The organism is Streptomyces diastaticus subsp. diastaticus, from assembly GCF_011170125.1.
Classification (GTDB): Bacteria; Actinomycetota; Actinomycetes; order Streptomycetales; family Streptomycetaceae; genus Streptomyces; species Streptomyces diastaticus.
Window position 1 is genome coordinate 1,989,027 of record NZ_BLLN01000003.1, and the last position, 25,950, is coordinate 2,014,976.

At 72.5% G+C, this 25,950-nt stretch carries 19 protein-coding genes; 13 read left to right on the plus strand and 6 right to left on the minus strand.

The features are described 5' to 3' along the window. Positions 1-14: 14 nt before the first annotated feature. Positions 15-770 carry an enoyl-CoA hydratase family protein gene (locus Sdia_RS16750; protein WP_124288361.1) on the minus strand — a complete coding sequence of 252 codons (756 nt, stop codon included), beginning with the start codon at positions 768-770 and terminating at the stop codon, positions 15-17. Between the two features lie 129 nt (positions 771-899). On the opposite strand from Sdia_RS16750, the gene Sdia_RS16755 reads away from it, so the two are divergent. Then, on the plus strand, positions 900-1,820 hold the full coding sequence (locus Sdia_RS16755; RefSeq protein ID WP_189500206.1) for an SDR family oxidoreductase: 921 nt from the start codon (positions 900-902) through the stop codon (positions 1,818-1,820). Between the two features lie 140 nt (positions 1,821-1,960). On the opposite strand, the gene Sdia_RS16760 is transcribed toward Sdia_RS16755, so the two are convergent. Then, positions 1,961-2,458 carry a nuclear transport factor 2 family protein gene (locus tag Sdia_RS16760; protein ID WP_115069620.1) on the minus strand — a complete coding sequence of 166 codons (498 nt, stop codon included), beginning with the start codon at positions 2,456-2,458 and terminating at the stop codon, positions 1,961-1,963. Further along, positions 2,455-3,339: a TIGR03619 family F420-dependent LLM class oxidoreductase gene (locus tag Sdia_RS16765; RefSeq protein ID WP_115069619.1), complete on the minus strand. Its 885-nt coding sequence runs from the start codon at positions 3,337-3,339 to the stop codon at positions 2,455-2,457. Before Sdia_RS16765 ends, Sdia_RS16760 begins: the two co-directional genes overlap by 4 nt. A 161-nt stretch (positions 3,340-3,500) precedes the next feature. Between Sdia_RS16765 and Sdia_RS16770 the strand changes: the two genes are divergently transcribed. Together Sdia_RS16770 and Sdia_RS16775 are read left to right on the plus strand one after the other, a co-directional pair. Continuing rightward, on the plus strand, positions 3,501-4,160 hold the full coding sequence (locus tag Sdia_RS16770) for a TetR/AcrR family transcriptional regulator (protein ID WP_100457137.1): 660 nt from the start codon (positions 3,501-3,503) through the stop codon (positions 4,158-4,160). A gap of 18 nt (positions 4,161-4,178) precedes the next feature. Continuing rightward, positions 4,179-4,955, plus strand: a complete 777-nt coding sequence (locus tag Sdia_RS16775; RefSeq protein ID WP_189400534.1) for an SDR family oxidoreductase — start codon at positions 4,179-4,181, stop codon at positions 4,953-4,955. A 120-nt stretch (positions 4,956-5,075) separates the two neighbouring features. On the opposite strand, the gene casG is transcribed toward Sdia_RS16775, so the two are convergent. After that, entirely contained in the window at positions 5,076-6,719 is a 1,644-nt protein-coding gene (casG, locus tag Sdia_RS16780; RefSeq protein ID WP_189400536.1) for a steroid-24-oyl-CoA synthetase, read from the minus strand. Between the two features lie 290 nt (positions 6,720-7,009). Here casG and Sdia_RS16785 point away from each other — a divergent pair, with 290 nt between their 5' ends. The 8 genes from Sdia_RS16785 (at position 7,010) to Sdia_RS16820 (ending at position 17,005) form a co-directional block, all read left to right on the plus strand. Continuing rightward, positions 7,010-8,620 (plus strand): ABC transporter substrate-binding protein, encoded by a 1,611-nt coding sequence (locus tag Sdia_RS16785; RefSeq protein WP_124288364.1) that lies wholly within the window; start codon positions 7,010-7,012, stop codon positions 8,618-8,620. A 47-nt stretch (positions 8,621-8,667) separates the two neighbouring features. Beyond that, a complete protein-coding gene (locus tag Sdia_RS16790; protein ID WP_124288365.1) occupies positions 8,668-9,633 on the plus strand; it encodes an ABC transporter permease in 966 nt (321 codons plus the stop codon). Next, positions 9,626-10,660, plus strand: a complete 1,035-nt coding sequence (locus Sdia_RS16795) for an ABC transporter permease (RefSeq protein ID WP_100457141.1) — start codon at positions 9,626-9,628, stop codon at positions 10,658-10,660. The genes Sdia_RS16790 and Sdia_RS16795 overlap by 8 nt, the downstream gene beginning before the upstream one ends. Continuing rightward, positions 10,657-11,730: an ABC transporter ATP-binding protein gene (locus tag Sdia_RS16800; RefSeq protein WP_229831201.1), complete on the plus strand. Its 1,074-nt coding sequence runs from the start codon at positions 10,657-10,659 to the stop codon at positions 11,728-11,730. Before Sdia_RS16795 ends, Sdia_RS16800 begins: the two co-directional genes overlap by 4 nt. Beyond that, positions 11,727-12,716, plus strand: coding sequence for an oligopeptide/dipeptide ABC transporter ATP-binding protein (locus Sdia_RS16805; protein ID WP_124288366.1), 990 nt, complete (start codon positions 11,727-11,729; stop codon positions 12,714-12,716). The genes Sdia_RS16800 and Sdia_RS16805 overlap by 4 nt, the downstream gene beginning before the upstream one ends. Continuing rightward, entirely contained in the window at positions 12,713-13,975 is a 1,263-nt protein-coding gene (locus tag Sdia_RS16810) for an NADH:flavin oxidoreductase (protein WP_124288367.1), read from the plus strand. The genes Sdia_RS16805 and Sdia_RS16810 overlap by 4 nt, the downstream gene beginning before the upstream one ends. Continuing rightward, complete coding sequence (locus Sdia_RS16815; protein ID WP_189500207.1) at positions 13,972-15,399, plus strand: amidase; 1,428 nt, start codon at positions 13,972-13,974, stop codon at positions 15,397-15,399. The genes Sdia_RS16810 and Sdia_RS16815 overlap by 4 nt, the downstream gene beginning before the upstream one ends. A 685-nt stretch (positions 15,400-16,084) precedes the next feature. Next, positions 16,085-17,005, plus strand: a complete 921-nt coding sequence (locus tag Sdia_RS16820; protein WP_189500208.1) for a MerR family transcriptional regulator — start codon at positions 16,085-16,087, stop codon at positions 17,003-17,005. 204 nt (positions 17,006-17,209) lie between these two features. Here the strand turns inward: Sdia_RS16820 and Sdia_RS16825 are convergent, their stop codons facing one another. Then, complete coding sequence (locus Sdia_RS16825; RefSeq protein ID WP_100457146.1) at positions 17,210-17,701, minus strand: hypothetical protein; 492 nt, start codon at positions 17,699-17,701, stop codon at positions 17,210-17,212. Beyond that, entirely contained in the window at positions 17,698-20,184 is a 2,487-nt protein-coding gene (locus tag Sdia_RS16830; protein WP_100457147.1) for a molybdopterin oxidoreductase family protein, read from the minus strand. Before Sdia_RS16830 ends, Sdia_RS16825 begins: the two co-directional genes overlap by 4 nt. Before the next feature lie 750 nt (positions 20,185-20,934). Here Sdia_RS16830 and Sdia_RS16835 point away from each other — a divergent pair. Beyond that, a complete protein-coding gene (locus tag Sdia_RS16835; RefSeq protein WP_124288370.1) occupies positions 20,935-23,982 on the plus strand; it encodes an FAD-binding and (Fe-S)-binding domain-containing protein in 3,048 nt (1,015 codons plus the stop codon). Between the two features lie 52 nt (positions 23,983-24,034). Further along, positions 24,035-25,855 (plus strand): thiamine pyrophosphate-requiring protein, encoded by a 1,821-nt coding sequence (locus Sdia_RS16840; protein ID WP_100457148.1) that lies wholly within the window; start codon positions 24,035-24,037, stop codon positions 25,853-25,855. Positions 25,856-25,950 lie beyond the last annotated feature (95 nt).

Below are 25,950 nucleotides of genomic sequence, written 5' to 3' on the forward strand. Positions count from 1 at the left end.
CGTCTTGTCCTGGCTCACGCGCGCCGCTCCTTGTCCGTGCCGAAGGTGTCGCGTACGCGGTCGGCGACCCCGCTGAGGCCGGCCTCGAAGGTGAAGCCCTGCTCGAAGCGGTAGCTGCGGCGTACGTCGACGGGGTCGATGCCGTTGATGGCGGCCTTGGCCAGCCGGATCAGCTGGCCGTCCTTGGCGGCGATCTCGCCCGCCAGTTCCAGGGCGGCATCCCGCAGTTCCGCGCGCGGGACCACGCGCCACACCGAGCCGTGCCGGTGCAGTTCCCCGGCGGTCACGGTGCGGGAGGTGTAGTACAGGGCCCGCATCAGGTGCTGCGGGACCAGCCGGGCGAGATGTGTGGCCGCGCCGAGCGCACCGCGGTCCAGCTCGGGGAGCCCGAACGTGGCGTCGTCCGACGCCACGATCGCGTCCGCGTTGCCGACCAGCCCGATGCCGCCGCCCAGGCAGAATCCGTGCACCGCGGCCACCACGGGGACCTCGCACTCGTAGACCGCGGCGAATGCCTCGAAGCAGCCGCGGTTGGCCCCGACCAGCGCGCCGTGCCCGTCCTCGCGCTGGATCTCCTTGATGTCCACGCCCGCGTTGAACCCGCGCCCCTCGGCGATGAGCACCACGCAGCGCACCTCGGGGTCCGCGCCGGCCGCGCGCACCGCGGCGGCCAGCTCGTACCAGCCCCGCACGGGGAGGGCGTTGACCGGGGGGAAGTCCACGGTGACGACGGCGACGCCCTTTTCGGGGGCGGAGGTGGAGACACCCATGAGCAGATCAGCTACCTTTCCACCAAACGTTTGTTAGGCAGAAGGTAGCAGTGACACGAACGCCGGGGGAGTGCCCCGTGCCACTGAGCGGTACGGCGCATCCCCGGACCCTCCCGAAAGGACACCGTCATGCCCTCACCGACCGCCCTGTGCGCCGGCCGTGTCGTCGCCGTCACCGGCGCGGGCCGCGGACTCGGCCGCGCCCACGCCCTGGCCTTCGCCGCCGAGGGCGCGAAAGTCGTCGTCAACGACCTCGGCGTGGGCCTGGACGGCTCCGGCGCCGGCAGCGGCCCCGCGCACGAGGTCGTCGAGGAGATCCGCGCGGCCGGCGGCGAGGCCGTCGCGCACGGCGGCGACATCGCCACCGCCGACGGGGCCGCCTCCCTCGTCGCCGCCGCCCTCGACTCCTTCGGCCGGCTCGACACCCTGGTGAACAACGCCGGATTCCTTCGGGACCGGATGCTGGTGAACCTGGACGAGGACGACTGGGACGCGGTGATGCGCGTCCACCTCAAGGGCCACTTCCTGCCGCTCAAGCACGCGGCGGCGCACTGGCGCACCGAGGCGAAGGCGGGCCGTGTTCCCGAGGCACACGTGATCAACACCAGCTCCGGGGCGGGCCTGCTGGGCAGCGTCGGCCAGGGCAACTACGCCGCGGCCAAGGCGGGCATCGTGGGCCTGACCCTGGTCGCCGCCGCCGAGATGGGCCGCTACGGCGTCCAGGTCAACGCCGTCGCCCCGGCCGCCCGGACCAGGATGACCGAGGAGACCTTCGCCGGGACCATGGCGGCGCCCGGCGGGAGCGGCTTCGACGCGATGGCCCCGGAGAACGTGTCGCCGCTCGTCGTGTGGCTCGGCTCGACCGCCTCGGCCGGGGTGAGCGGCCGCGTCTTCGAGGCGGAGGCGGGCCGCATCACCGTGATGGAGGGCTGGCGCCCCGGCCCCACCGCCGACAAGGGCGCCCGCTGGACCCCGGCCGAGGCGGGGGAGACGGCGACGAAGCTCCTTGCCGCCGCCGGGACGCCCGAGCCGGTGTACGGCGCCCGCTGACCGCCCGGCCGGCCGGGCGGTCCAAGCGGATCCCGCCCCGGCCGGCCGCACCGCCGGCCTCTCCAAAGAGGGCCCCCGCCCCTGCCGGGAGGTCTGTGCCCGGTGCCCGGTGTCGTCCCGCGTCCGGCATCGCCGCTCGTTCAGCCCGCCGCCGGTTCCCCGTGCGCCCCGCGCGCCAGCAGGGCAGGGGACTCGGGGCGGCCGTCCAGGACCCGGTTGGTGCGGGTGACCACCTCCCACCCGGGGCCGGCGTCCATGCGGCGCAGACACCAGTGGTTGGCGGTCGCCCGGCGCACCACGTACCGGCCCTCCTCGTGCACCACCATCAGCGAGTGGCACACCGCGACCGCCTCGTCGCCGTCCACCGTGATGTGCGGCGGCCCCACGACGTGCGCGCAGCCCTGCCTGATCCAGCCCTGGTGCGCGGCGGACCGCACCATCGCGCCGATCCGCTCCTGGCCCGCGAGGAAGAGTTCGTCGATGTCGTAGACACCGTCCGTTGCCCAGAGGGCGGCGACACCGTCCGCGTCGCCGCCGTCGACCAGCGGTCCGTACGAGGCCATCATCCTGGCGATGTCCCGCTCGTCCTCCAGACGCCGCAGGCGCGCCTCGAAGCCGTCCGGCAGCCGCTCGCTCATGCCGCGGCCCCCTCGTCCGCCGCGACATCCGGGAGCTGCGCGATCTCCGCCAGAGCCGCCAACTGCTCGACGTAGTGACTCGCCGACTCGGCGGCCAGTGCCACGCTGACCAGCGTCGCCCCCGCCTCGGAGACGCCGCGCAGCGCCCTCGCCGCGGCGTCCGCGTCGCCGGACGGATCCAGCGGGCGCCCCGCGCTCAGCACCACCTCGAAGCCCGCCGGCAGCGGCGCCGCGCAGACCATCTCGCGCAGCCGGTCCAGCGGCAGCCCGAACGGCACCCAGCCGTCTCCGTACGTCACGGCCCTGCGCAGCGACCGCGGCGTACGGCCGCCGATCCACAACGGCACCGACTCCTGCACGGCGTGCGGCTCCACCACGAACCCCTCGTAGTCGAAGTGCTCCCCGTGGTACGCGGGCTCACGGCGGGACAGTGAGGCCCGCAGTGCCGCGAGCGCGTCGTCGGCGATCCCGCCGCGTCCTTCGAAGGCGGCGCCGAGCAGGCGGAACTCCTCCTCCAGACTCCCCACACCGAACCCGAGCACCAGCCGTCCGCCCGAGACCCGGTCGAGCGTGCCGTAGCGCTTGGCGAGCGCCAGCGGGTGGTGGTAGCCCAGCACCAGGACCTGGGTGGCGAGCCGGATGCGGCGGGTGCGGGCGGCGAGGTAGCCGAAGGTGGCGAGCGGGTCCCAGTAGGTCCCGCCCCGCTGCTCGGCGACCTCCACGGGCACCGCCACATGCTCCGAGCAGGTCAGATGGTGGAATCCGAGCCGGTCGGCGGCCTCGGCGACCGCCCCCAGCTCCTCGATGCCGGCGCCCCGCTCCCACGGGGAGTGGACCCCGGGCACGGCGGTGACGACAGGACTGGTGATGCCGATCCGCATGAGGGGACCTCTTTCGGAAGCGGGGGAGGGGAGGGAAGGGGGAGAACCATCCAAGTCCGCACCCCGTGCCTCGTGCCGCCCGGTCCCACTGACCGGAACGCCGCGCACCGCCCCAGCACCGCAGGCGGAAACATCGGCGGCCGACGGAAGGACCCCTGACCGTGCCCCGGACCAGCGGCGAAAGAGCTCCCGCACACCCCACCTCCGCCAAGCAGCGTCAGCGCCACGCCCGGATGCTGCGAAGCGCGGCGCGCCTCGGCGCGCAGTACGGCCTCGAACGGGTGCAGATGCACGACGTGGCCAGGGAGGCGGACGTCGCGATCGCCACCCTGTACCGCTACTTCCCGTCCAAGACGCACCTCTTCGCGGCGGTCATGCACGCCCAGGTGCTCCGCCTGGCCGCCGACACGCCACCGCCCGCACCGGGTGCCGGCCCCGTGGCGGCCGTGACCGAACTGCTCACCGGGGCGAGCCGGCAGCTCTTCGAACAGCCGCTACTGGCCCTCGCGATGATGCGGGCCAACAACGTCGCGCCCGTCGACGGCAGCGGCCGGGCCCGCCGCACCGACGAGGTCCTCGCCGACCTGATGCTGCGCACGGCAGGGGTGCACGAGCCCACCGAGCGGGACCAGCGCGTGGTCCGCATCCTCCAACAGGCCTGGTACGGCCTGCTCACCACCGTCCTCTACGAGCGTTCCCCGCCCGAGGCGGCGCACGACGGCATCAGGCTGGCCTGCCGCCTCCTGCTCGGCCCGCCCGGTGACCGGGAGCGCAGCGGTCCCCTCGGCCCGCGGTGCCTACGGTGCGCGAAAGGACATTGACCGACACGAGGAGTCCTCATGCCCCGCACCATCGTCGTCACCGGGTCCGGCTCCGGGATCGGTGCCGCCCTCGCCACCCTCTTCCGCGACCGGGGCGACCGGGTGATCGGCGTCGACCTGCGGGGCGGCGAGATCGACGCGGACCTGTCCACCGCGCAGGGCCGCGCCCGGGCGGCGGCGGCCGCCGCCCGGGCCGCCGGGGGAGTGGTGGACGCGGTCGTCACCTGTGCCGGCGTCTCCGTACCGGGCGGAGCCATGGTGAGCGTCAACTACTTCGGCACCACCGAGTTCGTCACGGCGCTGCGCCCGGCGCTCGCCGCGGCGCCGCGTGCCCGGGTCGTGCTGATCGGCTCGGTCTCCGGCACCCAGCCCCACGACCCGGCCGTCGTCGCCGCCTGCCTGGCCGGCGACGAGGACAAGGCATTGACACTCGCCGGGCGGGCCATCGCCGGCGGCCGCGCCCAGCAGCTCTACCCCTCGTCCAAGGCGGCGCTCGCCCAGTGGGCGCGGCGTACCGCGGTGGCCGAGGGCTGGGCCGACGCGGGCATCCCGGTGAACGTCGTCGCACCGGGCATCGTGCTGACCCCGATGAGCGCCGGCCTCTTCGACGACCCGAGGATGAAGAAGATCATGGACAAGGCGGTCCCCATGCCGCTGAACGGCTACTCCCGGCCGGAGGACATCGCGCGAGTCGTCCTCTTCCTCGCCTCGGACGCCAACAGCCACATCACCGGTCAGGTGCTCTACGTCGACGGAGGCGCCGAGGCGACGCTGCGCGGACCCGAGGACTTCTGAGGAGCCCCCTCCCCTCCCCTCCCCTCAGCACAAGGTGCCCCGGTCAGCACAAGGCGCCCCGGGCCGGTCACGTCGGCCGGGGCGCCTCCCGCACCCGTCCGGGGGCCCGCCGCGGAGCCCTCAGACCTTCACCGAGTGCCGGATGACTTTCCCGGTCGCGTTGCGCGGCAGTCCCTCCGTGGTCAGCCGCCAGCGCTCCGGCACCTTGAAGTGGGCCAGCTCGTTCGCCGCGTACTCCCGCAGCGCCTCCTCGGTCGCCGTCGCCCCCGGCCGGAGCACCACCACGGCGGCCACCCCCTGGCCGAACTCGGGATGCGGGACGCCGATCACCAGGCACTCGCTGACGTCCGGGTGCTCGGCGAGCACCGTCTCGATCTCGGCGGGATAGACGTTCTCACCGCCGCGGATGATGAGGTCCGAGCGGCGGCTGACCAGGAACAACCGGCCCTCGCGCAGGCACCCCAGGTCCCCGGTGCGCAGCCAGCGGTCCGTTCCGATGGTGTCGGCGGTGGCCTCGGGGTCGTTCCAGTAGCCCAGCATGTTGTACATGCTGCGCACCCACACCTCGCCCTCCTCGCCCTCACCGAGGACCTCTCCCAAGGGATCGCGGATCTCCAGTCGCACGCCGGTCACGGGCCGGCCGAGAGTGCCGGGCGCCACCGCCAGGTCCGCGGGACTCGCGGCGGCCACGGCGGTACAGGACTCGGTGAGTCCGTAACTGTCCACCAGTGAGTCCCTCGCGAAGGGCAGCTCCCGCCGCAGCCGCTCCTTGAAGGCCGTCGTCGAGGGAGCCGAGGCCAGCGCGAACGCCGTCAGCGACGACGTGTCGTAGCGGTCCGCCCCGCCGTGTTCGAGCAGCCGGTGCGCCATCGTGGGAACCGCCCCCCAGTTGGTGACGCGCTCCCGCTCGACCATGCCCAGCACGGCGTCGACGTCGAAGGCCCTCTGGTGCAGTGCGACCTTGCTGCCGGTGGCGAGGCGCGGCACCACGAGATTGTGCAGGCTCGCGATGTGGAAGAGCGGCAGGGCGAGCAGGTGGACGCGGTCCTTCGGGGCCGTCGGGTCGCCGGACGCCTGCGACAGCGCGTCGTTGAGCCGGTGGTACTCGATGACGGCCAGCAGGTTGCGGTGGGTGTGCACGGCCCCCTTGGGGCGGCCGGAGGTGCCCGACGTGTAGAGGATGACGGCCGGGTCGTCCTCGGCGACGTCCGCGGACGGCAGCGGCGCCTGCGGGTGAGCCGTCAGGAAACGGCGTACGTCGTCCTCGACGGAGAGCACCGGCACCGCGCAGTCCGCCAGCCGCGCGCACCGCTTGGCGTCGGCCACCACCAGCGCGGGCTCGGCGTTGCTCAGGCCGTGGGCCAACTCGCGCGCGCTCCACCAGGCGTTGAACGCGACGGCCACCGCCCCGATCGACACCGTGGCCCAGAAGACCTGGATCCACTCGGGTGAGTTCGCGGCGGCTATCGCCACCCGGTCGCCCTTGGCGACCCCGTACCGCTCGCGCAGCACCCGTGCCAGTGAGGCGACCTGGGCGGCGTGCTGGGCGTAGGTGAGCCGGCTGTCCGCGGTGACGACGTACTCGCGGTCGGCGTGTGCGACGGAGGCGTGAAGTACCTCGTGCAGGGCCCGCTGCCGATGCGCGAACACCGGCAGCCGGGAACCCAGCACGTCGTCCTCGGTGAGTTCGAACCGGCCGCCCGGGCCGGTGAGCGCGGCCACTCGGGCGCGGGGGGCGGAACGGTGATCCGTGTCGCTGGACATCGGGACTCCTGGTGCGTCGGGAACTCCACTGGGATCGCGGTCGGGGTCAGTTTCGGCCTGGGACGGGACCTGCGTGCTCGGCCGGTTCCGGTCACTGGGACACCGTGACACGGCGTGGAGGGCTGCCCGAAGAGTGGTTCGCACCGGCAGGTCCACGCCCTGCGCGGCTCCCGGTGAGTGGGATACGTCACGTCGACCGGATTTCGTCGGCCGTACCGTCCCCCACCCGGCGTCCCCCACCCGATCCGGCACCGGCTCCCAGCCCCGCTACCGGACACCTGGAGGAACACATGAACCGAGCATCACGGGCGAGAGCCCGCCTCGCCGCGGCCCTGTGCGCGGCCGCCGTGCTCACCTCGGCGTGCGTCTCGTCCGTCGAAGGGGGCGGAGACGAGCGGAAGGCCGAACGCGGCCGCTACACCTTCGGCAAGGTCGGCAGACAGACCGAGGCGGGCGAGCCGGTCCGCGGCGGCACCCTGAACTTCGTCGACTACGCCGAGGCCCGCAGCCTGAGCCCCGCCGTCACCTACGCCACGGGTGCCTCCGGCGGCTCCGCGCTCGCCGCCGTCTACGACGTGCTCATGCGCTACGACACCGCCACCCGGAAGTACGAGCCGTGGCTGGCCGAATCACTGCGCTCCACCGACGACTCCAGGACCTGGACGCTGAAACTCCGCGACGGCGTCACGTTCTCCGACGGCACCCCGCTCGACGCCGCGGCCGTGATCGGCAGCATCGACTGGTACCAGAAGAACAAGGGCGCCGACACCGCACTGCTCGCCCCGAACCTCGCGAGGATGGACGCCCCCGACGACGCCACCGTCGTCTTCACCCTCCGCAACCCCTGGGCCACCTTCCCCGCCATGCTGGCTCAGGCACCCGGCATGATCGTGGCGCCCGCAGCCTACGCCGAGAAGGAGTTCCGGCCGATCGGTGCCGGCGCCTTCACCCTGGGCACGTACCGGCCCCAGGAGGAAATGGTCCTCAAGGCGAACAAGAACTACTGGAAGGGCGAGCCGTACCTCGGCGCGCTGCGCTTCACCTGGCCGCAGTCCGACCGCGCCCGGCTGGACGCGCTGAACGACGGCACCGCCGACGTGGCGTACCTGCGCAGCCCCGAAGCCGTCGACGACGCGGTGAAGGAGGGCCACCCCGGTGAGATGACCCTGACCAGCGTCGGCAGCATGACCACCATCAACACCCGCGAGGGCCGGCCCGGCGCCGACCTCCGGGTCCGCAAGGCCCTGGCCCTGGCCCTCGACCCCGACCTGAACACCGAACGCGCGTACAACGGCAAGGGGCTGCCGGGCCAGGAACTCTTCCCGGCCGAATCGCGCTGGCACTCCGACGTCAAGCCCCTCGGCGTCGACCTCGACGAGGCGAAACGGCTTCTCGCCGAGGCCAGGAAGGACGGCTACGACGGCAAGCTCACCTACATGGACGGCACCGACCCCGTCGGCCGGGCCAACGCCGTCGTCACCAAGGCCATGCTGGAACGCGTCGGTTTCACGGTGGAACTCGACCTGGTCTCCTCCATCGCCGACCGGACCTCGAAGACCTACGTCGAGCACGACTTCGACATCAGCCGCGCCGCCGCCGGCGTCTCGGAGGGCGACCCCTACCACCGCCTGCAGAGCGTCCTGAACTCCCGGAGCCACGGCAACCCCGGCGGCTACGCCAACCCGCGGATGGACGCCCTGCTCGTGAAGTTGCAGGCGGCGAACGGCGAGGCGCAGACCCAGGAGGTCCTCGACGACGTCCAGACGCTGTTCAACGAGGACGTCCCGCTGGTCAACCTCGGTGCCAGCGCCGCCTTCACCGCCTGGGGCGACCACGTGCACGGCATCGAGCCGACCGACGAGTACATGGCCCTCTTCGGCGAGGCCTGGCTCAGCGAGTGACCACAGCGGCCCGCCGCCCGGCGGCACCGGGCAGATCTGGAGGAACCATGGGTCCGGCGCTGCGCCGACTGGCCCTTCGGGCGCTGGAACTTCTCGTCGTGCTGTTCATCGCGAGCATCGGGGTCTTCTCCCTGGTCGTCCTGATGCCCGGTGACCCCGCCGTCGACATCCTCGGAGCCGGCCGGGCGCCGTCCGAGTACGCCGCCCTGCGCACCGAACTCGGCCTCGACCAGCCTCTGGCCACCCGCTACTTCGACTGGCTGGGCGGCGCGCTCACCGGCGACCTCGGCCGCTCGGTGGTGCCCCCGCGGAGCGACGTCGCCGGCCGGGTGATGTCCGCCCTGCCCGTCAGCCTCGAGATCGCGGTGCTCGGACTGCTCATCGCCCTGCTGGTCGCGGTGCCGCTGGCCATGTGGTCGGCCTACCGCGAGGGCTCGGCGGCCGACCGGATCATCGGCGCGGGCACCTTCGGTGTGCTGTCCGTGCCCAGCTTCCTGGCCGGACTGCTGCTGATCCTGCTCCTGGTCGACTCCGGCGGCTGGTTCCCGCGTTCCGCCTGGGTGCGGATCGGCGACGGCGACCTGCTCGGCAACCTGCACCACGCCTTCCTGCCCGCGCTGACCGTCGCCCTCGCCGAACTCGCCATGTTCACCCGAGTGCTGCGCGGCGACCTGATCGTGACGCTGCGCGAGGACTACATCCTCGCCGCCCGCGCCAAGGGCATGAACCCGCTGCGCGTCCTGTTCACCGACGCCCTGCGCCCCTCCTCCTTCTCCCTGGTCACCCTGCTCGGGCTGAGCCTGGGCCGGCTGATCGGCGCCACCGTCGTCGTGGAGTACCTCTTCTCGCTGCCCGGCATGGGGACGCTCATCGTCAACGCCGCCAACCAGGGCGACTACCCCATGGTCCAGGGCACCGTGCTCACCGTCGCCGTGATCTACGTGGTGATCAACGCCGGCATCGACCTCTCCTACGGCTACCTCGACCCGAGGACGCGACGTGTCCATGCCTGACATCGCCCCGCGCACGCGGACAGCGTTCCCACCGCCCCCACTCGTCGCCGCGGCCCTGACCGTGGCCGGCCTGGTCCTGCTGGTGTCCGGCGCGACCACGCCCCAACTCGTCACGCCCGCCAAGGCCGCGCTCGCGCTGCTCGGCCTCGGTCTGCTCCTCGCCGGTGCCTCCCGGCTCGGCAAACTGTGGGCGGGGCCCGGCTTCGACGTGGTGTTCTGGTCCGGCGCGGCCTGGCTCCTGCTGCTCGGCCTCGCCATCGTGTGCCTGCCGTGGCTGCCGCTCGCCGAGGACCGGGACGTCGCGAGCACCGTCGCCGCACCCGTGTTCGCCACCCCGACGTTCACCGGCGAGCACCCGCTCGGCACCAACGCCTTCGGCCTCGACCTGCTCGCCCGGTCCCTGTACGGCGCCCGCTCCTCCCTGCTCATCTCGCTGTCGGCGGTCGCCCTCGGCACCGTGGTCGGCGGCGCGATCGGCATGGTCGCGGGCTACTTCCGCAATGGCGTCGACCGGGTGGTGGGTATCGCCACCAACGCGCTGCTCGCCGTGCCCCCGCTGATTCTGCTCATCGCGCTGGCGACCGTGCTCCAGCCGCACCTGGGCAACGTCGCCTTCTCCCTGTCCCTGCTCACCGTCCCGGGCATGGTGCGCCTGGCCCGCGCCACCACGATGGCCCACGCCAACCGGGAGTTCGTCGTCGCCGCCCGCGCCATGGGGGCCACCCGCTCCCGCGTCCTGCTGCGCGAACTGCTGCCCAACGTGCTGCTGCCCCTGCTGTCCCTGGCCGTGGTGATGATCTCGGTGCTCATCGTCGCCGAGGCCTCCCTCAGCTTCCTCGGCCTCGGCATCCAGCCTCCCGCACCGACCTGGGGAAACATGATCGCAGAGGGGGAGGACCGGGTCTTCGAGGAGCACCCGCACATCGTGCTGGTTCCCGGTGCCTTCCTCTTCCTCACCGTGTTCGCCTTCAACATCGTCGGCGAGAAGGCTCGCGGACGCTGGGACTCCCGGAGCGTGAAACTGTGACCCCCGAGCGGCAAAGAGAACCCCTGGAGCCAACGGCCCGGGCCGCCCCGCCCGGGCCCACCGGCGAGGCCCCGCTGCTCGACGCGTCCGCCACGGGCACCGTCTTCCACACACCTCACGGCCCGCTGCGGGCCGTCGACGAGGTCTCGCTGACCCTGGCCGAGGGCGAGACCCTCGGTATCGTCGGGGAGTCGGGATCGGGCAAGTCCGTGCTCGGCCGCACCCTCATGGGCCTGATCACCGACGGCCCCGGCACCACCGTGTCCGGCCGGGTCCTGATCGGCGGCAAGGACGTGCACGCCCTCACCCCCGCCGGACGGCGCGCCCTGTGGGGCACCGAGGTCGCCATGGTCTTCCAGGACCCGATGACCTCCCTCAACCCGGTCAAGAAGGTCGGCACCCACCTCTCCGAGAGCCTCCGGCTGCACCTGCGCCTGAGTCGCGCGGACGCCAGGGACCGGGCCGTGGACCTGCTCCGCCAGGTCGGCATCCCCGAACCCGTCCGGCGGGCCGGCCAGTACCCGCACGAACTCTCCGGCGGCATGCGCCAGCGCGTCGTCATCGCCATGGCCCTCGCCTGCGGCCCACGTCTCCTCATCGCCGACGAGCCCACCACCGCCCTCGACGTCACCGTGCAGAAGCAGATCCTCGACCTGCTGCGCTCGCTCGCCGAGGAACTGCGCATGGCGACCGTCCTCATCAGCCACGACCTCGCCACCGTCGCGGGCCGCACCGACCGCGTCGCCGTCATGTACGCGGGCCGCCTGGTCGAGTACGCGGACACCGCCGCCGTCTTCGACCGCCCCCGCCACCCCTACAGCAGCGCCCTGATCGCGTCCATCCCGCGCCTGGAGCTGCCACCGCACACCCTGCTGCCCGCCATCGAGGGCCACCCGCCCGACCTGCGGCACCCGCCCGCCGGATGCCGCTTCGCCCCACGCTGCGCCCTCGCCGACGCTCGCTGCACCACCGAGTCCCCGCGCCTGACCGCCTACGCCGGTGACCGCGGCGCCGGCGGCCTGGTCGCCTGCCACCACCCGCTGGGCGCCGCCGAGGAGGCCGCCGTATGACCACCACCCGGGACGCCCCCGCGCTGACGGCCACGGACCTCGTCGTCGAGTTCCCCGCCGGACGCGGCCAGAAGGTGCACGCCGTCTCCGGCGTCTGCCTGGAGGTCGCGGCCGGGGAGACCCTCGGCATCCTCGGCGAGTCCGGTTGTGGGAAGTCCACCGTCGGGCGGTCCCTGATCCAGCTGCCGCCCCCCGACGCGGGCACCGTCCGTCTCGGCGACCTCACCCTCACCGGGCTCGCCCCGCGCGCACTGCGGCGCGCCCGCGCCCGGATGCAGATCATCATGCAGGACCCTGTCTCCGCCCTGAACCCCCGCCGCAGGGTCAAGGACCTGGTGTGGGAGGGCCGTTCCATCTGGGGTGCCGGGGACGACCTCCGTGACCAGGAAGCCCGCGTCGACACCGCCCTGCGCGACGTCGGCCTCGACCCCGCGACCGTGCGGGACCGCCGGCCGCACGAACTCTCCGGCGGCCAGTGCCAGCGCGTCTGCGTCGCCCGCGCCCTCATGCTCGATCCCGAGGTGCTGATCTGCGACGAACCCGTCTCCAGCCTCGACGTGTCCGTGCAGGCCCAGATTCTCAACCTCCTTCAGGAGACGACCCGACGGCGTTCACTGAGCATGGTCTTCATCGCCCACGACGTGTCCGTGGTGAAGAACATCAGCGACCGCGTCATGGTCATGTACCTCGGCAAGGTCTGCGAGGTACTGCCCTCCGACGACATGCAGCACGAGGCCGCCCACCCCTACACCCGGCTGCTGCTCGCCTCCCTTCCCCAGGCCCAGCTCGCCCCCGCCGCCCCCGCCGCCGCAGCGCCGGCCGCCGAACTGCCCTCCCCCCTGAACCCGCCGTCGGGCTGCCGTTTCCGAACGCGCTGCCCGCTGGCCACCGACCTGTGCGCCGCCGAGGAACCCGCCCCGCGTGAAATCCGCCCGGGGCACCGGATCGCCTGCCACCACGCCGAACCGAGGAGGAACCGCCCATGACCGCCCACCAGACCCCCGAGCCGCCCACCGAGTCCCGGCCCCCCGCGGTCCCCGATGTCCTGGCCCCCGCCAGACTGGGCCCGCTGGAGCTGCGCAACCGCGTCATCAAGGCCGCGACCTACGAAGGACTCAGCCACAGGTCCCTGGTCACCAAGGACCTCGTGGACTTCCACGTCGGCTACGCCCGCGGCGGCGTCGGGATGACCACCGTCGCGTACTGCGCGGTCGCCAAGGAGGGCCGCACCGACCGCCACCAGATCTACTGGACCGACGAGGCGATGCCCGGCCTGCGCGTCCTCACCGAGGCCGTGCACGCCGAGGGCGCCGCGGTCGCGGCCCAGATCGGACACGCCGGGCCGGTCGCCAACCCCAAGGGCAACGGCGCGCCCGCCCTCTCGCCGTCCAGGCACTTCCACGCCACCACCGTGAGCGTCGCCCAGGAAGCGTCCCTCGACGACATCCGGCGCGTCACCGAGGCCCACGCGGAGGCCGCCCGCCGTGCGGTCGAGGCGGGGTTCGACGCCGTGGAGGTACACCTGGGCCACAACTACCTGGCCAGCTCCTTTCTCAGCCCCCGCGTCAACCGCCGCACCGACGCCTACGGCGGCAGCCTGGCCAACCGCGCCCGGCTGGCCCGGGAGGTCATGCGGGCGGTGTACGACGCGGTCGGCGGGCGCATCGCGGTCATCGCCAAGATGAACATGGACGACGGAGTGCCCGGCGGCTTCTGGCTCGACGAGGCCATCCCCGTGGTGCAGTGGCTCGAACAGGACGGCACCGTCGACGCGCTGGAGATGACCGCCGGAAGCTCCCTGCTCAACCCGATGTACCTCTTCAAGGGGGACGCCCCGCTCAGGGAGTTCGCCGCGGTCATGCCGCAGCCGATGAAGCTCGGGGTGAAGCTGGTCGGCAGCCGCTTCCTGCACAGCTACCCCTACCGGGACGCCTTCCTCCTGGAGGACGCCCGGCAGATCCGGGCCGCGGTGAAGCTGCCGATGATCCTGCTCGGCGGCATCACCGGCAAGCCCGTCATGGACCGTGCCATGAGTGAGGGCTTCGAGTTCGTCGCCATGGCCCGTGCCCTGCTGCGCGAGCCCGACCTGGTCAACCGCCTGCGCGAGGACGCGAGCACCCCCTCGCTGTGCATCCACTGCAACAAGTGCATGCCCACCAACTTCACCGGCACCCGCTGCGTGCTGGTCGACCGCGCCACCACTCGGCGCGAGACCTGGGGCACGCCCGACGGATACGTGGCGTGAGAGGAGAGGCCGGCACGAGGCGTGCAGCGGGGACGACCACCGGCGATCAGCCCGACGCGGTCGCCACGGCCGCCGCCGTACGCAGCGGTGAGACCGACGCCCGCACCGTCACCGAGGAGGCGATCGCCCGCATCGAAGAACGCGACCCCGGGCTCCACGCGGTGGTCCACACCCGGTTCGAGGCCGCCCTCGCGGAGGTCGCCGCAGGCCTGCCCGACGGCCCGCTGCACGGCGTGCCCATGCTGGTCAAGGACCTCGGTACCGAGGTCGAGGGGCTGCCCGCGACCGGCGGCAGCCGCCTCTTCAGCGAGGTCACGGCCCGCCGCGACAGCGAACTGGTCGCCCGCTACCGCCGGGCCGGCGCCGTCATCCTCGGCACCACCAACACCCCGGAGCTGGGCCTCAACGCCTCCACCGAACCGGCGCTGCACGGCCCGACCCGCAATCCGTGGAACCACGCGTACTCGCCCGGGGGCTCCAGCGGCGGCTCGGCGGCAGCCGTGGCGGCCGGGATGGTCCCCGTCGCACACGCGAGCAACGGCGGTGGCTCGATCCGTATCCCGGCGGCGGCCTGCGGTCTGTTCGGCCTCAAGCCGAGCCGTGGCCGGGTCTCGCCCGCGCCGCGGCCCACCACCCTGTCGGGCCTCGTCTCCGCGCACCACGCCCTCACCACCACCGTGCGGGACAGCGCCCTGCTCCTCGACGTCGTCGCCGGCCCGCTGCCCGGGGACGCCTTCGCCGCACCGGACCCGGGGGCCCCGTTCGCGGAACTGGCCCGGCGCGACCCGGGCCGGCTGCGGATCGGCCTGCTCACCACGGTGCCGGACGGCCCCGAGGTGCACCCCGACTGCGCGCGGGCGGCGCGGTCGGCGGCCGAGCTGTGCGCACGCCTGGGACACGAGGTCGTCGAGACCACCGCCCGGTACCGGCCCGCCGACGTCGCGGTCACCTCGGCGATGCTGATGGGTGCCGACGTGGTCTCCCAGATCGACGCCCGGCTGGAGCAACTCGGCAGGCCCCTGGCCGACGACGACATCGAGCCCTTCACCCGCGTCCTGTACGAGAGCTACCGGGCCCGGCCCGCCGCCGACGTCAGCCGGGCGCTGCGCCGCGTGCAGGAGATCGGGTGGGCGGTCGGCGCCGCGTTCGACGAGGTCGACCTGCTGCTCAGCCCGACCCTCGCCCAGCCGACGCCGCCGCTCGGCACCCTGGACACGGCGGACCCCGCGTCGGTCTACCGGCACGCCTCCGTGTACTCCGCCTTCACCAGCTTCTGCAACCTCACCGGAATGCCGGCCATGTCCGTCCCGTTCTTCGGCCCGGACCGCGAAGGGCTGCCGCTCGGCGTCCAGTTCGCCGGGCCGCTCGGCGGCGAGGGCACGCTGCTGGCCCTGGCCGCACAGCTGGAGCGGGCGGCCGCCTGAGACTCCGGCCGGACGCCACCGAGGGCTGCCGGGACACCTGCGGCGGAACCGCGTGGGTGTCCCGGCAGCACCTTCACCGTCACCGACGAGACCGCCCTGGAGTCGCTCGGCCCCGGCATCGGCGCCATGTACGTCCGTTCGCGCACCGTAAACCTGGCGCGCGGGGGACGCTCGACGCCTACGTCCCCGCGCCGCGACCGGGCCGGAGCCGTAGGCGCGGCGCGAGACCGAGCGCGTCGGACCCCTCCAGCCGGCGCCTGACCGCCCACCCCCGGCCCCCCGCCGTCCGGAACCGGGGAGGGCACCGACCACACAGCGGGGTGATCACCGGCCGGGCGCACCAGCATGCCGCCGATGCCCGTCGGCGCAGTGCTGGGCGGAAGGAACCGCGGGGCGCGGTCAGCACGCACCGAACCGGACGACCATGGGCTGGTGGCGACCCAGTGCGCCACCCGCGGTCCGAGGCAAGAGGTGACGGCTCAGGTCCCGGCGATGCGTCAGCGGCCGTGAACCTCACCCCCGCCGGTGTGCGGAGGCCACAGCGGCAACGGACAGCCGGCTTCGCGGTGACCACGGGGGAGGCGCGCCTCCCGGCGTCGGCGCGGCGCGTAGGGGGTTGCACCTTCCGTGGCGGCATGTGATCCGGTGGACTCACGTCCCGCTGCCTTGAGGAAGGTCCCCGCTCATGCATTCGTCTTTCACGCCGCCCCGCCAGGTCAAGATCGGCGCCGCGGCGGCCTTCGTCGGCAGCACGCCACGGGCGATTCGCCACTACCACGAGATCGGGCTGCTCCCCGAGCCGGAGCGGGGCGGCGACGACCGCCGCCGCTACGGGTACGAGGACATGGTCCGCTTGCTGTGGATTCGCAGGATGGCCGACGCCGGGATCGCCCTGGACGACATCCGTGACGCCTTCACCACCCCCCGGACGGCCTCCGTCAGCGCGGACAGCGGGGACGGCATCGCGGGGACCCTGGAGCGGTTGGAGGATTCCCTCGCCGAGCAGGAGGCGGAACTGCGGCGGCAACGGACTACCGTGCAGCGGATGCGCGCCGAAGGCAGCCGGATGGGCCTGCTCTCCGACTTCGTCACCGAACGCCTCAAGAGCCTGCCCGAGGGCTCCCTGCGCCAGGCGGACCTGGACAGTCTGCTGGTCACTGAGCGGATCTTCGGCCCGCTGGGCGCGGCCGTCCAGGCCACCCGCTTCATCGCCCTGGCCACGCATCCCGCTCTGCGGGAGGATTCCGACCGCGTCGACGACGCCGAGGAGGCACTCGACGACAGCGTCGCCGTCGATGATCCACGGGTGCTGCAAGTGGCCGTCGAGCGACACGCCTTCGAAACCGCCCTGCAAACCGTCATCGAGGAGTCCGGCCTGGCCGAGGACGAGGACGCCCTCTTCGACGCCTGGGACGCGTTGCACCCGGCCACCGCCGACGACGGCGAGGGCGACCTCGGCTCCGGCAGGCGGGAGCCTGACTCCATGAGCGCCTTCGAGGCCGTCGGCAGGATGCCCTACGCCTTCTCCCCGGCCCGCCTGCGCTGTGTGGAACTGGCGGAAGAGCTGTCCGCCCGTGCCTCCTCCGGCACGGGAAGCACGGCCTGAAGACCTCCGGACGGAATGATCTCCGAGGTGGTCGGACCGCTCGGGGAGGACTGCGGGCCCGCCGTCGTTCGCGCCCGTCGCCGCCCTGACGACGGCCAGCGGGCAGGGCGAACTCGCACGCGGGTCTGCGCACCGTCGCCGCACATGCTCGTCCGCATCTGGTGGCGTAGGGGCCTGCTCCGTCGGCCGGGTCGGAGGCCAGGGTCACAGGCTCGTCAGGATCTGGGGCGACAGGTTCTTGATCATGGTGTTGGTCCAGCGCATCTGGCGGAGCGTCTGGGGATGGCAGGAGGAGGCGAGGTCGAGCAGCCCGGTGTTCTTGGCGGCTTGTGCGGCCTGCGCGAGCATCTCCCAGCGCAGCGAGTTGTGCGTCGCGGCCAGGTGGAGGTCGCTCAGGTCGCGCAGGAGCAGAAGACCGGGGCCGGGCGAGTGGTCCGGGGGCGCTGCGGCCTCGTGCCGGGGCGTGGCCGACATGACGTCACCGGCGGTGCTGGCCGGATCCTCGGGGTCCAGGCCGTGGTCGGCGGCTGCTTCGGTGAGGCGCCGGACGTGTTCCAGGGACCAGGCGGCCACGTCGGTGGCGACGTGGTGGACCTCGTGTTCCGTGCGATGGCGGCCGGCCACGGCCAGGAGCGCGTCGGCCAGGTGCCGTTCTCCGTGGTGCAGGGCGCACAGGGCCAGTTGGATGCCGTTCACCGGTCGCCTCCCGACGCGTCCCAGGTGCCGGCCGGTGTCTGCGACACGCGTGCTCCCGGTCCTCCGGTGGTGGCCCGGACGCCGGTGGTGTCCTGCGGTGCCGACGCCGTGGTGGTGGGGGCGGGGGCCTGCCCGCCGTCTCCGCGTTCGATGAGGGTGAGGGCGGCCGCGGCCGTCTTGAACAGTGGCTGTTTGGAGGCGGGGTCCCAGTCGGTGATCGTCGTCTCGTTCGCCGCCCGGCCCGGTGTGGTGGCGTCCGGGCCCGAGCCGGCGGGCGTGTCCCAGTAGCCGTAGTGGAACGGCACGAACAGCAGCCCCTGGCGCAACGTCGTGACGCGCAGCCGGCCGCGCAGCGCCCCGCGGGGTGAGCGGACCTCGACCAGGTCGCCCTCGGCGAGGCCCCGTGCCGTGGCGTCGCTCCCACAGATCTCGACCCACACGTCCGGTGCGGCGTCGTTCAGCTGCGGTGCGCGGCCGGTCTTGGTGCGGGTGTGGAAGTGGTAGAGGGTACGGCCCGTCGTCAGCTGGAAGGGGTGGTCCTCGGTGGGCATCTCGTGGGGCGGCCGGTAGCCGGCCGACTTGATCATGGCCCTGCCGTCCGGGTTGAGGGAGCGGTACTCCACCACGCCGTCTGCGGCACCGGTCTCCAGATCCTTGCCGTAGTTCTCACAGACGTCGGGATGGGCCCAGCTGATGCCGTCGGTGTACAGGCGTTCGGTGCCGTCCGGGGCCTGCTCGTTGACCGGCCACTGGATGCCGCCGGCTTCGCGCAGTCTCGCGTGGGTGAGGCCGGTGTAGTCACAGGGCCGTCCGGCGCTGCAGCGCTTCCACGCTTCGAAAGCGGACTCCGGGTCGTCCCAGGTGATCAGCGGCCCGCCGTCCTTGTCGCGGAAGTCCATGCGGCGAGCGTAGTCAAGGAAGATGTCGAGGTCGGTTCGTGCTTCTCCTGGCGGTTCGACGGCCTTGTCGGACAGGTGCACGGTGCGGTCGGCGTTGGTGAACGTGCCGGTCTTCTCGCCCCAGGTGGCCGCCGGCAGCACGACATCGGCGAGCTGTGCCGTCTCGGTGAGGAACAGGTCCTGCACCACGGTGAAGAGCCGCTCCTGAGCGAGGATCGAGCGGACGCGGCCGAGTTCGGGCAGCGAGACGGCCGGGTTGGTGCCACTGACCCACAACATGCGGATCGAGCCCTGTTCGGCGTACCGGAACATCTGCATGGCGTGCGTCGGAGGGGCGTAGTGCGGGATCGTGCTCGGCTCCACGTTCCACACCCTGGCCAGATCGGCCACGTGCGCGTCGTTCTGCCAGTTGCGGAAGCCGGGCAGGTCGCCGTTGGCGCCGCACTCGCGGGTGTTCTGGGCGGTGGGCTGCCCGTTCATCTGCAGCACTCCGGCGCCCGGCCGCCCGAGCATGCCCCGGATCAGATGCAGGTTGTTGACCTGGACGGCGGCTGCGGTGGCCTGGTGGGACTGGTATACACCCTGCAGCACGGTGGACAGCAACCGGCCGGCTCCGCCGAGGAGTTCGGCGGCCTCGCCGATCAGTGCGGCCGGGACGTCACAGATGCCTGCCGCCCACGCCGGGGTGCACTCCGCGACCCGGGCGGCGAGCTCCTCGTACCCGACCGTGTGCGCCTGGACGTACGCGTGGTCGACGTGGCCGTTCCGGATGATCTCGTGCAGCAGGGCGTTGAGCAGTGCGACATTGGTGCCGACACGCGGGGCGAGGTGCACGGCCGCCTTGCGGGCCACCTGGGTGGGGCGCGGGTCCACGCAGAGCAGCCGCGGGGGTTCGGCGCCCTCCAGCCGGTCCAGGATCCGCATCCACTGCACCGGCTGGGTCTCGGCGAGGTTGTGGCCGAAGAGGGCGATGACGTCGGCGTGGTCGATGTCGTCGTAGCTGCCGGGCTGCCCGTCGCAGCCGAAGGTTTCCTTGAGGGCCTCCGCGGCGGTGGAGGTGCACAGCCGCGTGTTGCCGTCGAGATGGTTGGTGCCGACGCCCGCGCGGGCCAGCACCGCCAGGGTGTAGTACTCCTCCAGGAACAGCTGGCCCGAGGTGTAGAAACCGAGGGAGCCGGGGCCGCGCTCTGTCAGCAGCTCCCGTGAGCGGGCCACGACGCGGCCCATCGCGGTCTCCCAGTCGCACTCCACCAGCCGGCCGCCCTCACGCACCAGCGGCCGGGTCAGCCGGTCGGGCGAGGCGTTGGCCTGCCAGCCGAACAGGTCCTTCGGACCGAGCCGGCCTCGGTTGACCCGGTCCACCGCACGCCCTCGCACACCGGCCATCCGGCCGTCCACGACGGCGATGTCCATGGCGTCCCCGTCCGAGTGAAGGATCGAGGCCGCCTGCACCCACTGCTGCACCATGGACGGCTCCACACCGTCGGCGAGGAAGGTGTCCACCCGGACCGGCCACCGCTCGTGCCGGCCGTACGGGACACGGCCGCCCCAGGGGTCGCCGATCCGGTCCACCGAGGACTCCATCACTGCCTCCAGTCCGCCGATCTTCTGACAGGTACCCTCTGCCGGCACCTCCGCCCCGCCACGCCGGCCATTCCCCGGCGTTTTTTCAAGGTAGGGGGCCCCGACCGATTCGGAGCGCCGGGACTCGCTGCACGAGCGGCTCGACGCCGCCGCGCGGCCGGAGGGAAGGAGGCCGCTGCGACCGCCGGTTCTCCATGGTCTGGCGAGCCGGAGCACCAAGACGCGGAGCAACGGGGAAGGTCCCGCCCAAGGTGGTTCAGGTGGCTGCGGCACGCAACAGGCGGCCAGGACGCACCGGCCGCCGGGATGCCGCCGTACGGGCCATGCGGCCCTTCGAAAGGGGCGTCCCCGGCACCGGACGAGGGGACGGGACCAAGCCGTGGCGGCACGGACGGCCACCACGAGAGCGACGGGGCGTCGAGCAGTCCGGCGTCACACCGATGGCGGGCCCCGTCGCCGCGCACGGCGGGAGCCCTGCGCAGCGCGCCGCAGGCCGGTGGTGGCGGGACCTTGAGCCTCCCCTTCTCGCGCGGCGAGTGTTCCCCCGGTTCAGCGACCAGGCGCGGTCAGGATGCCTGACACGGACACATGAGGTTGTGTACCTGTACGAGCTCTTGCGGGGAGCGTGTGGTCACGAAGGCCCGGGAAAGGCGTCATACGTCCTGGTCGAGCGCGTGAGAGGGAAGCGGATCGGTGGAACCGGAGTCGGTACCGAGAACCGGCGGAGGGCCTGCCGGAACAGCCGTCGGCATGGAGCTTGACGTGGCCGGGCTGGAGAAGGCCCTGCGCGAGCGGGTACGCGGCGAGGTCCGCTTCGACGCGGGGAGCCGGGCCGCCTACTCCACCGACGGGTCGAACTACCGGCAGGTGCCGATCGGCGTGGTCGTCCCGCGGGACGTGGACGCCGGGGCCGAGGCCATCGCCGTATGCGCGCGCTTCGGTGCGCCCGTGCTGTCGCGAGGCGGCGGGACCAGTCTCGCCGGGCAGTGCGCCAACACCGCGGTCGTCATCGACTGGACCAAGTACTGCAACCGCCTGGTCTCCCTCGACGCCCAGCGGCGCACCTGCGTGGTGGAGCCGGGAATCGTGCTGGACGAGCTCAACAGACAGCTCTCCGCACACGGGCTGAAGTTCGGCCCCAAGCCCTCCACGCACAGCCACTGCGCCCTGGGCGGCATGATCGGCAACAACTCCTGCGGGGCCTCCGCCCAGGCGTACGGCAAGACCGTGGACAACGTGCGCCGCCTGGAGATCGTGACCTACGACGGGACGCGCTGCTGGGTCGGCCCCACCTCGGACGAGGAGTACCAGGAGGTCGTCGCGGCCGGAGGGCGCCGGGCCGAGCTGTACCAGGGGTTGCGGGACATCATCGACCGCCATGCGGATGACGTCCGGCTGGGTTATCCCGACATCCCCCGGCGGGTGTCGGGATACAACCTCGACTCGCTGTTGCCCGAGAAGGGCTTCGACGTGGCGCGCGCACTGGTCGGCAGCGAAGGCACCCTGGTGACGGTGGTGCGGGCCGAACTCCACCTGGTGCCCGTACCGGCCCACGAGGCCATGGTCGTACTCGGGTACAGCGACATCTGCGCCGCGGCCGACGACGTGCCGCGTCTGCTGGAGCACGGAGCCCCCGAACTGCTGGAGGCCATCGACGGGCGGATGGCCCAGCTCATGCGGCAGGAGCACTCCCATCTTGCCTCGCTGGACGAGTTCCCCGAGGGCGGGAGCTGGCTCCTGGTGCAGTTCAGCGGCGACAGCCAGGAGAGCGCCGACGCCCAGGTACGTGAACTCCTCGACGCTCTGGGCAAGAGCGAGGACGACTCCGACGTGTCGATGTCCGACGACCCGCGACGCGAGCAGAGGATGCTTCGCGCGCGGGAGGCCGGGCTGGGCGTGACCGCGCGGCCGCCGGACGGCAGGGAGACCTGGGAGGGCTGGGAGGACTCTTCGGTGCCGCCGGACCGGCTGGGGGACTACCTGCGCGACCTGCGCGCCCTCTTCTGCGAGTTCGACTACGACGCGGCCTCGCTCTACGGCCACTTCGGCCAGGGCTGTGTCCACACCCGCATCCCGTTCGAGCTGAAGAGGGCCGACGGTGTGGCGGCGTTCCGGTCGTTCCTGTTCCGCGCCGCCGACCTCGTCGTCTCCTACGGCGGGTCCCTCTCCGGTGAGCACGGCGACGGCCAGGCCCGCGGCGAACTGCTGACCCGGATGTTCGGCGAGAGGCTGGTCAGCGCCTTCAGCGAGATGAAGAGACTCTTCGACCCCGACGACCGGATGAACCCGGGCAAGGCCGTCGCCCCCTACCGCGCCGACGAGAACCTGCGCCTGGGGCCACTGTGGCGCCCCCGCGGCGAGCAGACCGCGTTCGCCTACCCCGACGACGACCACTCCTTCACCCGGGCGGTCATGCGCTGCGTCGGCGTCGGCAACTGCCGCAGCCACGAAGGCGGAGTCATGTGCCCCTCCTACCGGGCGACCGGCGAGGAGGAGCACTCCACTCGCGGCCGGTCCCGGCTGCTGTTCGAAATGCTCGGCGGCCACGCCGACTCCGCCGTCACCGACGGATGGCGCTCCACCGAGGTCAAGGACGCCCTCGACCTCTGCCTCGCCTGCAAGGGGTGCAAGTCGGACTGCCCGGTGGGCGTCGACATGGCCACGTACAAGGCCGAGTTCCTGTCCCACCACTACGCCGGCCGACCGCGTCCCGCCGCTCACTACTCGATGGGCTGGCTCCCCCTGTGGGCCCGGCTGTCCCGCCTCGCGCCCCGTCTGACGAACGCGGCACTCGGTGCCCCTGGGGTCGCCCGGCTGGGCAAGCTCCTGGCCGGGATGGCCGGCGAACGCGAAGCGCCCGTTCTCGCCGGGGAGTCCTTCGTCCAGTGGTGGATCGCGCGCGACACCCCCGAACCCGACCCCGCCGATCCGCGGACAGTCGTGCTGTGGCCCGACACGTTCTCCACGTACTTCCACCCCGCGATCGCCAAGGCCGCCGTGCGCGTGCTGGAGGACGCGGGATTCCGCGTCGCCGTGCCCGTCCAGGCCGTGTGCTGCGGACTCACCTGGATCTCCACCGGACAGCTGACCACCGCCAAGAAGGTGCTGCGCCGCACCCTGGACGTACTGCGGCCCTGGATCGAGGCAGGGACACCCGTGGTCGGCCTCGAACCCTCGTGCACCGTCGTCTTCCGCAGCGACGCGGTTGAACTCATGCCGCACGACCAGGACGTCCAGCGGCTGGCCGCGCAGTTCCGGACCTTCGCCGAACTGCTCCTCGACGACACCCCGGAAGGCTGGCAGCCGCCACGGCTCGCCCGGTCGGCCGTCGTCCAGAAGCACTGTCACCAGCACGCGGTGACGAAGTACGACGCCGACCGCGAACTGCTGCGCCGCGCCGGCCTCGACGCCGACGTGCTGGACGAGGGCTGCTGCGGCCTGGCCGGCAACTTCGGCTTCGAACGCGGACACCACGCCCTCTCGATGACGATCGGCGAGCAGGGCGTGCTGCCGGCCGTACGGAACGCACCCGACGAGACGCTCGTCCTGGCGGACGGCTTCAGCTGCCGCACCCAGATCGAGCACGGCGGCACCGGGCGGCGGGCCATGCACCTGGCTGAGGCACTGGCACTCGGGTTGGACGGGCCGCCGCCCGCCGGCCACCCGGAAAGGGCGATCAACCGGCCGGCGCCCGCGGCCGGGGACGCCCGCCTGTTCACGGCAGGCGTGATCGCGGCCGCCGGAGCGGCTGCCGTAGTGGGGTGTGCGCTGCTGGGCCGGTGCCGGCGCGAACGCTGACAAGTCCGCGGGGCACCGGTCCCGCAGGAGAAGGGAGCAGGGAACCGTGTCGATGAAGGTGTCCGACTACGTACTGCAGCGGCTGCGCGAGTGGGAGGTGGACCACGTCTTCTCCTACGCGGGCGACGGCATCAACGGCCTCCTCGCCGCATGGGGCCGAGCCGGCGACGACCCGAAGTTCGTCCAGGCCCGGCACGAGGAGATGGCCGCCTTCGAAGCCGTCGGCTATGCCAAGTTCTCCGGCAAGGCCGGAGTCTGCGCGGCGACCTCGGGGCCCGGCGCCATCCATCTGCTCAACGGGCTGTACGACGCGAAGCTGGACCGTGTCCCCGTGGTCGCGATCGTGGGGCAGACCGATCGCAGCGCCATGGGCGGCTCCTACCAGCAGGAAGTGGACCTGCTGAGCCTGTACAAGGACGTGGCCTCCGACTTCTGCGAGATGGTGACCGTCCCCGAACAGTTGCCCAACGTCATCGACCGGGCCTTCCGCACCGCCTACGGAAGGCGGACGGTGACGGCCGTCATCATTCCCGCGGACGTCCAGGAACTCGACTACTCGCCGCCCACGCACGCCTTCAAAATGGTGCCCTCCAGCCTCGGCCTGTCCCCCTCCGCACCCGTACCGGCCGAGGGGGACCTGGACCGGGCCGCCGAGGTGCTGAACGCGGGCGAGAAGGTCGCCGTCCTGATCGGACAGGGCGCCCGCGGCGCCCGCGCCGAGGTCGAGGCTGTCGCGGACCTCCTCGGCGCCGGCGTGGCCAAGGCACTGCTCGGCAAGGACGTCCTCCCCGACGACCTGCCGTACGTCACCGGCTCGATCGGCCTGCTGGGCACCCGCCCCTCCTACGAACTCATGATGGACTGCGACACTCTGCTCGTCGTCGGATCGAGCTTCCCGTACACGCAGTTCCTGCCGGAGTTCGGCCAGGCCCGCGCCGTCCAGATCGACATCGACCCGCACAACATCGGAATGCGGTACCCCTTCGACGTCAATCTCGTCGGAGACGCGCGGCAGACCCTCAAGGCGCTGCTGCCACACCTGAAGCGGAAGAAGCACGGTACCTGGCGCAAGAAGATCGAGAAGGACACCGCCCGCTGGTGGGACGTCATGGAGCGCCGCGCCGCCGTCGAGGCCGATCCCGTCAACCCGGAGCACGTCGTGCACAGCCTCGACGCGCTCCTGCCGGACGACGTCATCCTGGCCGCCGACTCCGGTTCCGCCGCCAACTGGTACGCCCGCCACCTCCGCATCCGCGGATCCATGCGGGGCTCCCTGTCCGGAACGCTCGCCACGATGGGCCCCGGCGTGCCGTACGTCATCGGTGCCAAGTTCGCCCATCCCGGCCGCCCGGCCCTGGCGATCGTCGGGGACGGCTCCATGCAGATGAACGGCATGGCCGAACTCATCACCGCCGCCAAGTACTGGCAGGAGTGGCAGGACCCGCGGCTCATCGTCGCCGTGCTGAACAACCAGGACCTCAACCAGGTCACCTGGGAGATGCGCGCCATGTCCGGGGCCCCGCAGTTCCTGCCCTCCCAGGCCATTCCCGACGTCCCCTACGCCGACTTCGCACGGTCCATCGGGCTCGGCGGCGTACGGGTCGAGGAGCCCGGCCAGGTGGAGGCGGCATGGCGTCAGGCGCTCGCCGCCGACCGGCCTTTCGTGATCGACTTCCGCACCGACCCGGACGTACCCCCCATCCCGCCCCATGCCACCCGGGAACAGGCCGAAGCTGTCGTGTCCGCGATCGTCAAGGGCGACAGCGACCGCGGAGGCGTGATCAAGCAGGGGATCAAGGCGAAGGTGCAGGAATTCCTCCCCGGCGGCCACCACGGCGGCCAGACCCCGGGCGGGCAGGGCAGGAAGAAGTGACTTCCCCCGCCGCACCGGGGGCGCAGCCCGTGGTCGACTCGGTCGACGCCGTCGCGTACACCGTGCCCACCGACACGCCGGAGGGCGACGGCACG